Here is a 14400-nt window from a genome sequence, read left to right on the forward strand (position 1 = left end):
CTCGAGTAAGACCGACGACGACCGATCGAGTGACGTACACACAAGTAGCCGTACCGAGCAAACCACCGCCTTCGTGCAGGGTTTCAGTGTGGCGTGAAGAGTGCAGTCCTTCTCAGGGCTTGTGAGTTGCCTGGGGACACCCTCGAGTGTGGACGTCAGGTGTCCCCGGACTCGAACTCACCTGGAATCTCGGCGTCGTCCATCAGCAGGACTCGTCGTTCGGTGTACTCGAGGCCGTTCTTTCGTTGCCGCTTCTTTTTGACCGCGAGCCGGTTCTTCGAGAGCTCGAGCAAGGCGTCGATCGTCCGCGAGACGAGCTTCTTCGCGTAGGAATCGCTGACGCCCTGTTCTTGCCGACGGATCCAGTGTTTCAGGTCGCCGGCACTGACGTACTCGCGAACGCCAGCGCTCCCTTTTCGCCAGGGGTTGTCACCAACCGTCGAGTCGACACGCGCCTTCCAGAGCTTCGCAGCGAGTCGTGACGGCAGTGCGGACGTCGTTGCACGGAGCATCTCCTCGTCCATCCTGGCCAGTTGCTGGATGGGGAGGAGGTCGCCGTAGGCGAGCGCGACCCGACCGCCTCGCTCGAGTGGGTCCTCACTCTCTGGGAGTCGGAAGTAGCGCTGCCCGTCGTCTTTCCGGATGCGCTCGAGGCGGTCGTCGGGAACGTCGATCTCGTTTTCGTCGACGTGATCCGCGAGGAGATGTGCCCCCTTCTCGAGTTCGCGCGCCTGGAGTTCGCCGACGCGATCTTTGTTCGCGTCGAGTTTCTTCTCGTGGGCGTCCAGGCGCGCCTCCGTCTGTGTCCGGCACGTCTCGAGTTCGGCCTCGAGTTCGTCGACGCGGGCCTGGAGGCGCGCGTTCTCCTCGGTCGTCTCCTCGAGTTCGGCCTCGAGACGCTCGAGACGCTCGTCCCGGTTTTCGAGGGCGGTCTCGAGATCGGCGATACGTTCCTGGAGGGTCGTGAACTGGTCGCGAAGCTGGTCTGCGGTCGGCTGGGTCGAATCTGCAGTCGTGTCTGTTGGCATGGGTCTGAATCTGGATCTGGAGTCGTCTGGCTGGCGAGCGTCGTAACTCGAGTCGGCGCAACGCTGAACGGGTGAGACGGCGGCCTTCGGGTCGATCGATTCCTCGAGGGTCCCGTCTCGAGGGTCTCGTCTCGAGGGTCTCGACTCGAGGGTCCCGTCTCGAGGCGAGGGAGCCGGCGTTACCTTCGCTCCTCGCGGTCACCCCGTGACCTGCACTCTCGTTCGCCGGCGGTCGAGTCGGGCCCGAGATCCGTGGTGGCGTGGCGACCACGGTGGCTGCCCATCGGGAGCGTCGTGTCGTCGGTCACGTCCCGGTGCTCGTCCGGACGCTCGTCGCACTCGCCGTCTCGACCGAGGCGGGCGACGACGACCTCGGGACACCGGAGCACGACCGAAAGCGACTCGACTCGAGCGCGAATCTCGCGGAGGTGTCGCCGGGCGATTCGACGCTCGTCGGCTGTGAGCCCGTCGTCGGTCTCGAGCCACTCGAGGAGCGTCCCCGTCTGCTCGTCGATGGCTGCGAGGCGCGTACGGGGGCGGGGGTGGGCGGTCGTCCGCTCTGTATCGTCAGACTCGCACTCTCGCCCACCGTCGGTCACGACGCGTGGATCGTCGCCGGCGTCGACGAGCAGGATGTCGTCACCTTCGAGGTCGTACACCCGGACGTCGTCGCCGGGGTCGACCTCGAGGGTCTCGAGGACGGCCGACCCGACGCAGACTCGAGCGCGGCGGTGGCGTCGGAGGACCCGGTAGCTGGCGATGGTCTCGGCGTCGGTCGTGCTGGCGCGGAGGGCGACGCCGTCCTCGTGGTCGATCGCGTGGACGCGGTGGGCTCGAGGCCACGCGCCGAGCCCGGCGGTCCCGATCGAGAGTCTGCGATCGTCACCGACGGTGTAGGTCGCGAGGTAGCCCTCCCCCGTCGGGACGACGTACCTCGAGTCGGTGCCGCCGTCGGCGAGGAGGATGCCGTCGTGTGCGAGGAGTTCGACGCCCTCGTCGTCGGGATGGGCGTGTGTGAGAGCGGAAGGATCAGGTGACTCGCGGTCGGACGAGTCTCCTGGACGAGGGGCAGGGGGTGTCCGCTCTCTCGTCCGTGCATCCGCGGTGTGACGCGGGTGCGTTTTCTGTGTGTCCTGGGGATCGTCTGGACGATCGTCGTGTCGATCGGGCGATGCTGTCGACTCGAGGACCCTATAGTTATGAGTCCAGAGGCTGTCTTTTCGCATGGCTTCTGAAACCCCGTGCAGGGATTCGGAAGTCAAGCCTGGCGTGTGGAGGCACGCCGGGTAGCTTTCGTACCCTGATAGCTTGGCTTCCAATTCATCGTTGATACTCCCAGTAACATAATGTTTACTGCGAATTACTCAGTGACTGCTGGAGGTTGCGCAATAATTAAGGCTTTTCTGATAGTATCCCTACGCAATCGAGACTACTATGAGTTCGACAGTGGACACAGGAAATACAATGCGACAGCCTGCGGATTGGATGGTTCCCAGTGACGACCGGATATTAGAGCTACTTCGAGAAGAGGGGAACCTGACACCGCAGGCTGTCGAAGATTTCGGAGGGCCTGTCGCAGGTCATGCAAGCGATCGTCTTCCAATGCTAGCTAAATACGGACTCGTCACAAAGATTTCTCGAGGTCTCTATCGGATTACAGATGAAGGTGAAGCGTATCTAGATGAAGAACTTGATGCGAGCGAACTCGAGTCAATTGAAGATACTAAAGGGTGAGGCAGCTGCTCACTGGAAATCTTTATTATCTATTCAACACCGTCACTGGCTTCGAACCAAGTTGTCGCGGGTTCAGATCTGTTGGCGACAGTTAATTAGGCGCGTAGTCATATTTGGTACGAAACAAATATAAAACATTGACTGAAATCTTAAGACAGGATTGACTCGGAAATATAGTAAAATCGGATCTGTCCTATTACGTATCATCTCCTACATCCCTGGGTACATTTCAGTTCGGGCACTGGTGATTATAGCAGCAGTCTTCGAAGGGTTGCGGTTTACGGGATATCTGTTTACAGAACCAATCATCACGTCATTACTGAAGATTACTTCAGTTTACTTTATTAATAGTGGAATGGTCACAACATTAATTGGTCTATTCATAACCATATCAGTAATATTTAGTGTGGGAGTTAATATTTTTCCTCATAAGAGAACAGAGGAATTAACTATACTTGATATGGTTTGTATTATACAATCGCTTTTTGCAATTCCACTCATCCGACCAGTTATGACTGGAGGGAGTGTTATCTCCCCGGTGTTAATTTTGGTTATAATATTTGGTGTATATTGGATCTATTTCCATATTTTCACTCAGAAACGATTAGAGAAAAGATTAATCAAATCAGTACTTTATTCCGCACTATCCCTTCTGTTAGCTGCTACTGTTGTTTTATTTGAAGGTCTGGCTGTTTGGCTAGCAATCATTGTAGTTTTTAGTACTTTTTGGAACAAATTAAGATCAACTCAATATACCGGAGATTATCCAGTCATAGATGCGAATATTGAACAGGAAGTTTTTAACTTCGCATCCAAATCGATAGATAATATAAAATACCTAACTACATTCTTGATGGTCCTGTGTGGGTTTAAAATAGCCATCACTCTGATTAGCGGCGATTTTATTTATTACCATAATCTCCTAACTCTATCAAGATATCTTATAAAAGGGCTTTTAATTCAGAAACAATATCTGATAGAAAGTATTATTTTATACATTTGGATTAGTCTGCCACAAATTACATCGGCCATCTTGGGCGTTTATTCGCTGCAGTTTTGGATTGTTGAAATGCGGCGCTTGAATTATTACTATTCCAATAATGGAAAATCAGCTCATGTATCTCTTCCACTTAATATGGCTCCAGTTCTCCCCGTTAGTTACATGGGATTTTGGATCGGGTTACAAATCCCCTCTGGCCCCTATAATCCATATCTTATAGTACGGAAGCTGTATTCTACAACACAAATAATACAATTCGTTGAGGTATTTCTATGGTTGATTATTTCTATATTTCCAATACATGCAATTTATTGGCGGATAAAGCCCTTTGTAGATGAGTTCCGAGGAGGCAGATCTCGAATACGTAGAGAAAGGGACTCGGAATCATACAACTACAATTATATGGTATTCGGGTTTGTAATCCAGATAGTAGTCGTAGTGCTTTTACAATTTTTCTACCCATCACAGCCATTCTCTATAATTTTTGGTAAACAGGGTAATCTGATCCTCCTGATTTTAGTTCCCCTTACAATATTATCCACCACCATTACTTCACTACTGTCAAAAAATATATTCTCGCCACTAATATTTTGGACACTCTCAATGATATTTCTTTATTATTATTCAATCAGATTTGGCAACTCAATAGGAGCAGTTTTTGTTTTCCTGTCAGTCACGTTCATATCAATATATTCGCTAGATAAATACATTGATGAAGGATGTATGACAAATACGCCAATGTAATTTAGTACCCGAATTGCTCTCTGGGTTAATATACCCTAAATGTATTCTGTTGATTAGGGGGTACGGCGTCGGGAGGGGTGTGCTAAGGACACGTCCAAGTGATTGAACGGGAAATCTCAGAAATCACTCTTCGATTCTTCCAGCACACTATATATATATATATATATATATGCTCTGCTAACAATACCTCAAATAATAAATCACACTATATGGTTAAAACCAAATAATTCATCAGTGATTCTCAGATTCCTTAACAGGATTTATAGGAAGGTCCTGTGTCGTGTTACGGAATAATGACAGACGAGCGCCGGATGTCTACCGTTCGCTTCTACGGTAGCATCGAAGATCGGTTGGGGATTCTCACCGATTTACTCTCATACCTCACACAACAGAACGACGGAATTCCACGAGACGAGGTCATCGACTGGCTCATATCCAATACGAACGCACAAACAGCAAACGCGGTCGGGGACCGTCTGAACTTCCTCGAGGAACTCGGACTCATCGAACACCAGGAGAACCGATACAGCCCTACTCACACCGCCCGCTGGTATCTCAGAGACCGAGACCCGATCGTTCTGTACAATGCCCTCCGGACGACCGTCAAGGGCTTCGACACGATCATCTGCGCAGTAGCACGCGAGCCCAGAACCGACGAGGAGCTCATGGAAGTGCTCGTGAACGCCTTCGACGAGTGTGAGATGGAGACGCCGGGAGTCGCAACCCGACACCGGGAGTGGCTCCAGATGCTCGGCTACGTCGAACGGGACGACGAGCGAACCCACCTCACTTCGGACGGCAAAGAAATCGCCAACCAACTCGAAGGCATTTCCAACGTCGACCTCGAGCCGAACGCGATCTACGACCGCCGTGACCTCCACTCCAAATACGGCGGCAGCATCCAGGGTGGAATCGCCCCCTCCAGAGATGAGCCGGTCGTCTTCCTCTTCAGTGGCGGAACCGGGGAGGACCACGGCTACCAGGACGAGATCCGCCCCGACGGGACGGTGATCTACACTGGCGAGGGACAGGTCGGCGACATGGAGATGAAACGCGGGAACGGCGCGATCAGAGACCACCTCGAGGACGGCCGCGAGCTCCACTTCTTTACGATGGAAGAGGAAGGCGTCCGGTACGTCGGCCAGTACCTGTATGCCGGCCACTTCTTCGAGGAACTTCCTGACTCGGAGGGGAACCTCCGTGAGGGAATCCGGTTCAAACTTGCACCGGTCGACAGGGACCCCAAACCGACCCTTCACGCTGAATCCGCCACCAGCACCGACTCGACGAATTCCGATCTCAGGCAGTTCACCGATCCGACCGTCTATCAGGTACCGGTCAAGACTGGCGACGGACCGATTCGAACGAATTTCGATCGGACGATACTCGAGGGCGTCCCACGAGAGCAGCTAGAAGGGATCTACGATCTGCCGATCGACCACGACACCCTTCGGGTATGGGGAAACCAGGAGGACGAAGCCGCCGAGGAAGGCGACTACCTGATGTTCGCCGATCGCAACGGACGGAGAGGCGGCGAGTACACCATCGTCGCCCGTGTCGCTCATGCAACGGTCTTGGACCGTGACACAGCAGCCAGATTCACCGACGCGGTCGGCTGGGGCGAGGTCACCGACGAAATCTTTCCCCACGTCCTGTTCCTCGAGCCACTCTACGAGGCGGAACTCGACCGGGAGGCGTTCTGGGCCACGTTAGGCTTCAAAGGCTGGCCGAACGATACCTACAGCGCCATCAACTTCGATCGGAACGGCTCGAGTTTCTACGACGAATACGCCTCCGTCGAGGAGTTCATCGGCCAGATCACGGGCCGACAGCTCTATCCCGACGACACCGTTTCCGAGTACGACTCCCTCGAGCACGCACTCGAGGACGTCCGCTCGAGCCTGGCCCACGAAGACGAACCGTCGTGGCCGAAAACCCGTATCGGCGAAGCCGTCATCAAAGACTGGTCCGACGCACTCACGGGGTTCCGACCGGCGGACGAGGTCGACCCCGATACCGCCGCGAAACTCGAGCAGATCCGCCGGGTCTACGAGCGCCTCGAGTCGGAACTCGAGACGAAAGCCGACGAACTCGAGGTTGGGACGCTCGATGCGTTCACTCCTGCCCAGACGTTGTTCCTCTGTGGGGTCCGTCTCGTCCAGGAGGAGTCCGACATGCCGGGACCGTTCAACCAGCCCCGTCTGAACAGCGTCCTCACTGGTGCCTACACGACGCCCGACGAGCAACCTGACCAACCATCGGACGTGGACGTGGACGTGGACGTCGATCACCCACTGGCGACCTACATCGAAACCACGGAACCGACCGTCTACAAGTTCACCGCACCGCCGGATTACTGGCTCACCGCACTCGAGTTCGCGTCGATTTCGTTCGAGGAGGCCGACCGGGAGGGATGGGACCGCCTCGAGGCCGGCGACGTCGTCGTGTTCCACTCTCGAGCGGCACCATCGAACGCTGACCTCGACGACCAGCCAGGCGGAATCATCGGCTTCGGGATCATCGGGCAGACGTTCGAAACGTCGGAGCCGTGGTGGTGGGACGAACACCACAGGGACAGCGAGTTCCCGCTGATCGCGAGTTTCGACCGGCTGTTCCTCACGGGTGACCTCGAGCGAATAGATCGCGCCCGCGAGATCGCCGCGAAGGAACCAGCCGAGATCGAACGCGAACTCGAGGCGCTGACGGCGAACTGCCTGCCGATCGAAGAGGCCAACCGGACCTGTGAGGTCACCACCGGGACGGAGTTCCCCGTCCAGTCGATGTACGGAACGTTCCGGACGGATGGCGGTGAGATCGATCGCGACCGGCCGATGGCGCTCATCGACGCCATGGCCGACGACCTGACCGAAGTCTCACCGATCAATCCGTACAGGTCACTCGAGGGCACGCTTCCGGCGGAGATTCTCGAGGGCCTTCACTTCGAAGACGACCTCGGGGAGAAGATCCTCGAGCAGATCTCCACGGCCCTGCGCTCTGGAAAACACGTCCTCCTCACGGGACCACCGGGAACGGGGAAGACCGAAATCGCAGAGCGCGTCTGTGAGCACCTCACGGAAACACAGCCGCATCTCTACTCGGGCTTCGAGATGACCACGGCCACGGCCGACTGGTCGACGTTCGACACCGTCGGCGGGTACATGCCGAGCGAGTCCACGGAGGACGACGACCTCTCGTTCAAACCCGGGATCGTCCTCAACCGCCTCAAAAACTCCCAGACAGGCACTCAGGCGAACGATCTGCTCGTCATCGACGAGCTCAACAGGGCGGATATCGACAAAGCGTTCGGCCAGCTCTTCACACTGCTCTCGGGCCAGTCCGTCCAGCTCCCCTACACCGTCGACGGGCGGGAGGTCGAACTGACCACCGACGAGGACGTCGATGGAACGCCGGCCAGCAACCAGTACGTCGTCCCCAGCTCCTGGCGGATCTTCGCGACGATGAACGCCTACGACAAGACGTCGCTGTACGAGATGAGCTACGCGTTCATGCGCCGATTTGCGTTCGTGCGCGTTCCAGCGCCGACGCTCCCGGAGGCGACGGAAGCCGACGACTCAGTCGAGGACATCGTCCTCGAGTACGCGAACGCCTGGGATCTCGAGATCACGCGGCGAGAAGCCGGCGCAGTCGGGCGCGTCTGGCGAACGGCAAACACCGCGGTTGACGAGCGCTCGATCGGGCCGGCGATCATCGAAGACGTCCTCCGGTATGTCAGCCACCATCCCGACGAGGAGCTCAAATACCACCTCACACAGGCGGTCATCAGCTACATTTTCCCGCAGCTAGAGGGCGTTCCGAAGCGAAAGACGATCGTCAGAGGACTCGCCGCCGTGCCAGACATCGAGACACCACTCCTCGAGAGCGCAGCCAGAGAGATGCTCCAGGTCCCCCTGCCCACGAATGAATAGAGACGACCTCCTCGAGCAACTCACGGAGGATATCCTCGCCTACGCGATGGGCGGGACGTTCCCGGAGCGAGAACTCGCTCGCTCGATCAAACCCGAGCAGTTAGACGAGCGCTTCGAGGAGTACGAACTCCTGTTGGACCTCCACTTCATCCTCCAGGACGACGTCGTCGAGTTCGTCAGACAGCTCTCGGAGCACCTGCGCAGCATCCGAACCGAAACCCGGACGACGTCCCGAATGCGACGCGGGACCGTCGACGGGCGGATCAACTGGGGCGAGACGATCAAGAAGCGGTACTCGCAGTACCCTCGAGACAACTCGATTTTCGTCTGCGATAACCGATCGGTGAACTACGACATCCCCGAGAACATCGTCCTCAAGCGGCTCATCTCCGTCGTTCATCGAACGACTCGAGAGGCCGAGGAGTACCTCCGTGGGGAGTACGACTGGGTGAGCGAGACCTGGAAGGGCAGCGAGGACCTGATCGACGAACTCCAGCGGATCGTCGAGCGGAACGTCCACGTCCGACGGATTCGCGAGCCGGACACGTACGAGCCGACCGAACGGATGTTGACGACGGCCGCCGAGTCACGCCACGAAGTCTACCGAGATGCAGCCGAACTGCTCAGGTCACGCCAGCGGTTGTTCCGTGGCGAGCCCGAGGAGATCCGGCGATTGCTCGAGGAAACTGCCATCGCACCGGACGACACCGATTCGCTGTTCGAGCTCTTCGTCCTGTTTCGGTTCGTCGCCACGATCGAGGATCTCCGAGAGACGCAACCGCAGTTCAAGACGATCGCGACCGATCGCCAGGAAGTCGCCCGCTTCGACGGCGACAGGGAGATCGTCCTCTATCACGACAATTCCGCTCGAGATCGGAAACTCTCCTTCGTCGCCGTCCCGGACGAGGACAAAGAAAATCCCTCCCGGACGGACCAGGTACAACTCGTTGCACAGGAGATCGCGGGGAACTACTTCGAGAAAGACTACCGGAACCACACGGGTCGTCCCGACGTCATCGTCCTCGAGATCGTCTCGGCGGACGAAAACGAGCACGAGTACCTGATCGTCGAGGTCAAAAACAGCACCAACGAGGACACGATCCGGCGGGGAATCAAGGAGACACTCGAGTACCTCGCCTTTCTCCGTGTGAACGAGGAGTACGTCTTCGGTCGTGAGGACGAGGATGGGGATGGAAACGGGGACTACTTCGGCTCTGGGTGGAACGGGCTCCTGGTGGTGCAGGACCTCGAGGAAGAGACGGCGTCACTCGAGGACCAGTCCGATCGCGAGATTGCCATCCTCCAGGCTTCGGAGCTGGAAGACGAGTTGGAAACGATCCTCGGAGAAGTTGTATGTTGACATCCTCCTCCGCGTTCACGCAGAGGAGGATGTCAACCACTGGTCTATCGATGGTCAGGGAGCTGCCATACGTGTTCGAGATCAACTAGATCGCTCGCGTCTGGGAGTTTACGGTCTTCCTGCTTGACGATATCCATGATTTCCTCGGCTCGAAAGACTCGGTTTCGCTCGTTCCCCGTTATTTCGGTGACGACGCCGTCGGCTTTCAGTTGCTCGACTGCCGTATTCGCAGTTGGGTACGTCACATCGATTCGTTCGCTAATTTCTTTGACAGTGAAATACGGAGTTTCAAACAGCGCGAGTGCGAGTCGTCGTACCGAGGGTCGGTCAGCAGCATACCGCGCTTCGTACTGTTTGCGGGTGTCGATAAGGAGCCGTGCCCGAACGAACGCCTCTTCGGCCTGTTGACGGATGCCACGAAGGAAGAACTGAAACCATGCATCCCATGCACCCTCTTCGCTGACGGCAAGCAGTCGGTCAGCGTACTCCGTCCGGTGGCGTTCGATGTACGAACTCAAGTAGAGCATTGGATAGTGGAGCGATCGGCTGGCGATGAGCAAAAGAACGACGAGCAAACGGCCGACTCGACCGTTCCCGTCTTTGAACGGATGGATCGTCTCAAACTGATAGTGGGCGATCGCAATGTCGATCAGGTCAGGCCAGTTCGTCCCGTGCTGGATAAACCCCTCGAGATCGTCCATTAGTCCGGGGACTGAGCCGCTTTTCGGTGGGATAAACCGGATTTGCGTTCCGTGGAAGTGGGGATGGTCCTCTTCGATGACGGCAAACCCGGGACGGAACTCACCGGGAAGAGGATCCTCTTCGTCTGTTCGACCCTGTTCGAGCAGTTGTCCGTGCAGGGTCCGTATGAGCTCCGTCGTGATACTGTCTCGATCGAACCCAGCAGTCCGGAGGTACGACACCGCCTCCTCGAGTGCGAGGATGTAGTTTCGTGCCTCCTGAACGTCGACTTCATGATCGCTCGTAGGCGTTTTTTCAACTTCGAGTTGGTCGATGTCGTATCGGTAGATGTCCGACACTGTGACTGCAGTCCCCTCGACTCGCGATGACTGTTCAGCCTCCTTGTATACGAAGGAACTGAACACTGCACCGGGGTTCTCGATCTCGCTCCCGAGTCCCTCGAGTCGACCCAATGCCCACATCGCCCGCGCACACTCGGTGATGACTTCCTCGGAGAGATCCACCCGTGGAGGGAGTGGCTCCGGGAGGTACATCTTCGGAAGTGGCTCGTTCGTTCGGAGTGGGATGTATTGGCCGGGAGCTTCCGATGGAAGATCGTAGCCATCTTTCATTGTCGCCACTTTCGACCCGCTCAATGAAAATCTTCGGGGTAAAGTTTGAATAGCACACGCATTCTAGTCATCGTTAGTATACTCACCGGGTTCTGGATTGAACTAGGGATATAATTGATCTCCACACACAGGTAAAAGAAAGGACGGGTTGGATTGTCGGAGTACGCCGTGGGACCCGAATGGAATCGATACGAACTACCCCGCTCGAGTGATGTGGGCCAGACGGGTTTTGTTACTGATAAGTACATCGGTGAAAGCAGGGGTCTGAAAAAGCAGAAAGGGCGGATGTGTCGGTGACCATTTTCCGGGCGGTTTTTCTAAACCTCCTATTTATGATATTTTAGAAAGGTATGTGAACTGCCTCGAGGTCGAGTGGTTCGAGACACGAAGCAGCTCGTTATCGAGCGAAACCGACAATTTCCGGACGACCTCGTGGTCCGCCTTAAAATTCTGTGAAGACGACGCTGACGTGGTCTCAATCCGAGACGATCTCGAGCAAGATTCCGACGTACCGTCGTTCCACAGCAGCTCGATGGCGTCTACCGACGACGAATACGTCGGGCCAAAGCCCGAAGAGTCGGGGTATTCACCTCGAGCGACGATGAACCGCTCAGAGTCGACCGGTGTCACTCCTCGAGTCGGTCGGCAACCATCGCGTCGACGTTGTAGAAGATGATCCCGACGGAGGCCAGACTCGTCGCCAGGTAGACGACGAACGGGACGGGGCCGGACGTAACCGTGCCGAGTGCCCCGCCGACGATGCCGACGATCAACAGTTCGAACCACGTGAGCAGGCTTCGCGAGAGGATCGTCGCCCTCGGTCGCACCGTCTCGCCGCTCGAGGTGTCGTCGCGGTCCATTCGTCAGTACCCCTCACCTGCTTCGATCGGACCGCTGAACGACGAGTAGAGCACGGCGAAGTAGAGGAAGATGAGCGGGAGCAGGATACTCGCACCGATCGTCATGACGTTGAGCGGAAGCGTCGAGACGATCGCGTCGCCGACGGTGAGGCCGGTGCCGGGTTCGATGGTCGGGTACATGAGTCGCGCGACGACGGCGACGAGTGCGAACACGAGGCCGCCGCCGGCGACGAACGCCGTGTAGAACCGATCCTGCCGCGTCGCGACGACGTAAATGCCGCCGAGTACCACGGACGTGACGACGAGTCCGAGCACGAGCGGCGAGAGGAGCTTCTCCCGGAGCGTGGGGTACGCCGCGTACACGTAGCCGAGCGTGATCACGACGAGCGCGAGATAGGCGACGACGGCCCACTGGCCGTGTGGTCGGAGCTCCGTCCGGAGCGAGCCTCGAGTTTTGAGTCTGACGAACGCGACGCCGTCGACGATCGTCAGCGCGACGACGACGAGTCCGACGACGACGCCGGGCAGTGTCACGATCGAACTGGTGCCGAGCATCCAGTTGCCGACGAACAGACCGAGCAGGAACGGCGCGACGACGCTCCCGAAGACGAACGCCCGACCCCACCAGCGCTGCCAGCGCTCGTCCTCGCGTTGCTCGTACATCTCCGGTGCGAGTCCGCGGACGATGAGTGCGCCGAGGATCGCGAACATCAGCAGGTAGTATCGCGTGAACACCTCCGCGTAGACGGCCGGGAAGGCGGCGAACATGGCCCCACCGAACACGACCAGCCACACCTCGTTGCCGTCCCAGAACGGGCCGACCGCTGCGAGTAGCTGCTCGCGTTCGTGTTCGTCGTCCCTGATCGCGAACAGCGCGCCGGCACCGAAGTCGAACCCGTCGAGAAACAGGAACATCGCGAGGATAAAAAACAGGAGTCCGAACCAGATCTCCGGGAGAGGCAGCCCGAACAGCGGCTCGGAGGCAAGCGACGCGAGACTAGTCGTCGTCATCGACGCTCACCTCCGCTGGCGGTGCCTGTGGCTGTTCGCCGTCGATCACCGCGAGGTCGCTGCCAGCTGGCGGTCCCGCACGAATGATGCGGACGACGACGTACGTGTACAGGACGAGCAAGCCGGTGTAGACGACGACGAAGCCCACGAGCGTCGCGGTCGCCTCGGCGCCGGTAAGGCCCGTCGAGACGCCCTCGCTCGTCTTCATCACGTCCTGGATGATCCACGGCTGTCGACCGACCTCGGTCGTGATCCAGCCGAGGTGCACTGCGACGATCCCGAGCAGGGACGACGCCATCAGCGCCTTGTGCAGCAGGTCGTCCTGGAAGAGTTCGCCGCGCCACCAGCGGTAGCCACCCCAGAACGCGAGCACGATGAACCAGAAGCCGAGCCCGACCATCATCCGGAACGCCCAGAAGACGATCGCGACCGGCGGCTGTGGCCCTTCGAACTCCTCTAACCCCTGAATCGTCGCCTGTGGATCACCGCCGCTGGCGAGCCACGACGCACCGCCGGGGATGCCGATGCCGAAGATCTCCTTGGCGCGTGGATCGAGCAGATCCTGGACGCTCGTCGGGAACGCGACGATGTACTCCGGGACGTAGGATTCGGTCTCCCAGACCGCCTCCATGGCGGCGAACTTCTGTGGCTGGGTCTCGAAGACGTGCCTGGCGTAGAAGTCGCCGTGGATCACCTGCAACGGGGCCGTGATGATCAACGCGACCAGCGCGATCTTGAGCGTCGTCTCCCAGAACCCGACGTTCTCGACCTGGTATCCCCAGACGTGGTGCCGGAAGACGTAGTAGGCCCCGACGCCCGCCATGAACAACGCGACGGACTCGAGTGCCGAGTTCTGCATGTGCACGTACATCCAGAAAAATCTCGGATTGAAGTACGCCGCCATCGGATCGACGAGCCGGACGACCTGATCGCCGTTTTCGGTCACCAGTTCGTAGCCACGAGGCGTCTGCATCCACGAGTTCGCGATCAGGATCCACACCGCCGACAGCCACGTCCCGACGCCGACCGCGACGCTCGAGACGAAAAACAGGGCGTCACTGACGCGCTCGCGGCCGAAGACGAAGACCCCGAGGAACGTCGCCTCGAGCATGAACGCCATCATCCCCTCGAACGCGAGCGGGCCGCCGAATAGCTCGCCCGCGCTCGTCGAGAAGACGCCGAAGTTCGTCCCGAACTCGAACTCGAGGACGATGCCCGTGACGGTGCCGACGACGAAACTTATCGCGAAGATCCGCGTCCAGAACCGACGTAACTGTTCGTAGATCGGCTTGCCGGTCCGGATCTCCTTCCAGGTGAAGTAGATGAGAAAGGGCGCAAGGCCCATGCTCATCACTGGAAAGATGATGTGGACGATAGTCGTGACGGCGAACTGAAGGCGGCTGGCGATGACGGGATCGAGCATG

Annotated in this window: 10 protein-coding genes; 4 read left to right on the forward strand and 6 right to left on the reverse strand. The window is 57.9% G+C overall.

What is annotated here, in order from left to right; translation table 11 throughout:
- Positions 1-155: 155 nt before the first annotated feature.
- Both MU558_RS21480 and MU558_RS21485 read right to left on the reverse strand, forming a co-directional pair.
- Positions 156-1028 carry a DUF8008 family protein gene (locus MU558_RS21480; protein WP_246975403.1) on the reverse strand — a complete coding sequence of 291 codons (873 nt, stop codon included), beginning with the start codon at positions 1026-1028 and terminating at the stop codon, positions 156-158.
- 179 nt (positions 1029-1207) lie between these two features.
- The gene (locus MU558_RS21485) at positions 1208-2254 is read right to left on the reverse strand and encodes a hypothetical protein (RefSeq protein ID WP_246975405.1); all 1047 of its coding nucleotides are present in this window, start codon (positions 2252-2254) and stop codon (positions 1208-1210) included.
- A gap of 208 nt (positions 2255-2462) precedes the next feature.
- Here MU558_RS21485 and MU558_RS21490 point away from each other — a divergent pair, with 208 nt between their 5' ends.
- From MU558_RS21490 to MU558_RS21505, 4 genes are all read left to right on the forward strand, one after another.
- Positions 2463-2762: a winged helix-turn-helix domain-containing protein gene (locus MU558_RS21490; protein WP_246975407.1), complete on the forward strand. Its 300-nt coding sequence runs from the start codon at positions 2463-2465 to the stop codon at positions 2760-2762.
- Positions 2763-3117: 355 nt separating this feature from the next.
- On the forward strand, positions 3118-4506 hold the full coding sequence (locus tag MU558_RS21495; protein ID WP_246975409.1) for a hypothetical protein: 1389 nt from the start codon (positions 3118-3120) through the stop codon (positions 4504-4506).
- A gap of 293 nt (positions 4507-4799) precedes the next feature.
- The gene (locus tag MU558_RS21500) at positions 4800-8432 is read left to right on the forward strand and encodes an SRA domain-containing endonuclease (protein ID WP_246975411.1); all 3633 of its coding nucleotides are present in this window, start codon (positions 4800-4802) and stop codon (positions 8430-8432) included.
- The gene (locus tag MU558_RS21505) at positions 8425-9792 is read left to right on the forward strand and encodes a hypothetical protein (RefSeq protein ID WP_246975413.1); all 1368 of its coding nucleotides are present in this window, start codon (positions 8425-8427) and stop codon (positions 9790-9792) included. Before MU558_RS21500 ends, MU558_RS21505 begins: the two co-directional genes overlap by 8 nt.
- Before the next feature lie 44 nt (positions 9793-9836).
- Here MU558_RS21505 and MU558_RS21510 read toward each other — a convergent pair whose 3' ends face one another.
- The 4 genes from MU558_RS21510 to MU558_RS21525 all read right to left on the reverse strand — a co-directional run bounded on the left by MU558_RS21510 (position 9837) and on the right by MU558_RS21525 (position 14399).
- A complete protein-coding gene (locus MU558_RS21510; protein ID WP_246975415.1) occupies positions 9837-11105 on the reverse strand; it encodes a Fic family protein in 1269 nt (422 codons plus the stop codon).
- Positions 11106-11731: 626 nt separating this feature from the next.
- Positions 11732-11965 (reverse strand): hypothetical protein, encoded by a 234-nt coding sequence (locus MU558_RS21515; RefSeq protein WP_246975417.1) that lies wholly within the window; start codon positions 11963-11965, stop codon positions 11732-11734.
- 3 nt (positions 11966-11968) lie between these two features.
- Positions 11969-12976 carry a cytochrome d ubiquinol oxidase subunit II gene (gene cydB / locus MU558_RS21520; RefSeq protein ID WP_246975419.1) on the reverse strand — a complete coding sequence of 336 codons (1008 nt, stop codon included), beginning with the start codon at positions 12974-12976 and terminating at the stop codon, positions 11969-11971.
- The gene (locus MU558_RS21525; protein WP_246975421.1) at positions 12963-14399 is read right to left on the reverse strand and encodes a cytochrome ubiquinol oxidase subunit I; all 1437 of its coding nucleotides are present in this window, start codon (positions 14397-14399) and stop codon (positions 12963-12965) included. The genes cydB and MU558_RS21525 overlap by 14 nt, the downstream gene beginning before the upstream one ends.
- Position 14400 lies beyond the last annotated feature (1 nt).

Origin of the sequence: Natribaculum luteum, assembly GCF_023008545.1 — an archaeon.
Lineage (GTDB): Archaea > Halobacteriota > Halobacteria > Halobacteriales > Natrialbaceae > Natribaculum > Natribaculum luteum.

Coding starts and splice junctions, on each gene's coding strand:
- MU558_RS21480 (WP_246975403.1), bottom strand. CDS start 1,028: ATGCCAACAGACACGACTGCAGATTCGACCCAGCCGACCGCAGACCAG.
- MU558_RS21485 (WP_246975405.1), bottom strand. CDS start 2,254: ATGCGAAAAGACAGCCTCTGGACTCATAACTATAGGGTCCTCGAGTCG.
- MU558_RS21490 (WP_246975407.1), top strand. CDS start 2,463: ATGAGTTCGACAGTGGACACAGGAAATACAATGCGACAGCCTGCGGAT.
- MU558_RS21495 (WP_246975409.1), top strand. CDS start 3,118: ATGGTCACAACATTAATTGGTCTATTCATAACCATATCAGTAATATTT.
- MU558_RS21500 (WP_246975411.1), top strand. CDS start 4,800: ATGACAGACGAGCGCCGGATGTCTACCGTTCGCTTCTACGGTAGCATC.
- MU558_RS21505 (WP_246975413.1), top strand. CDS start 8,425: ATGAATAGAGACGACCTCCTCGAGCAACTCACGGAGGATATCCTCGCC.
- MU558_RS21510 (WP_246975415.1), bottom strand. CDS start 11,105: ATGAAAGATGGCTACGATCTTCCATCGGAAGCTCCCGGCCAATACATC.
- MU558_RS21515 (WP_246975417.1), bottom strand. CDS start 11,965: ATGGACCGCGACGACACCTCGAGCGGCGAGACGGTGCGACCGAGGGCG.
- cydB (WP_246975419.1), bottom strand. CDS start 12,976: ATGACGACGACTAGTCTCGCGTCGCTTGCCTCCGAGCCGCTGTTCGGG.
- MU558_RS21525 (WP_246975421.1), bottom strand. CDS start 14,399: ATGCTCGATCCCGTCATCGCCAGCCGCCTTCAGTTCGCCGTCACGACT.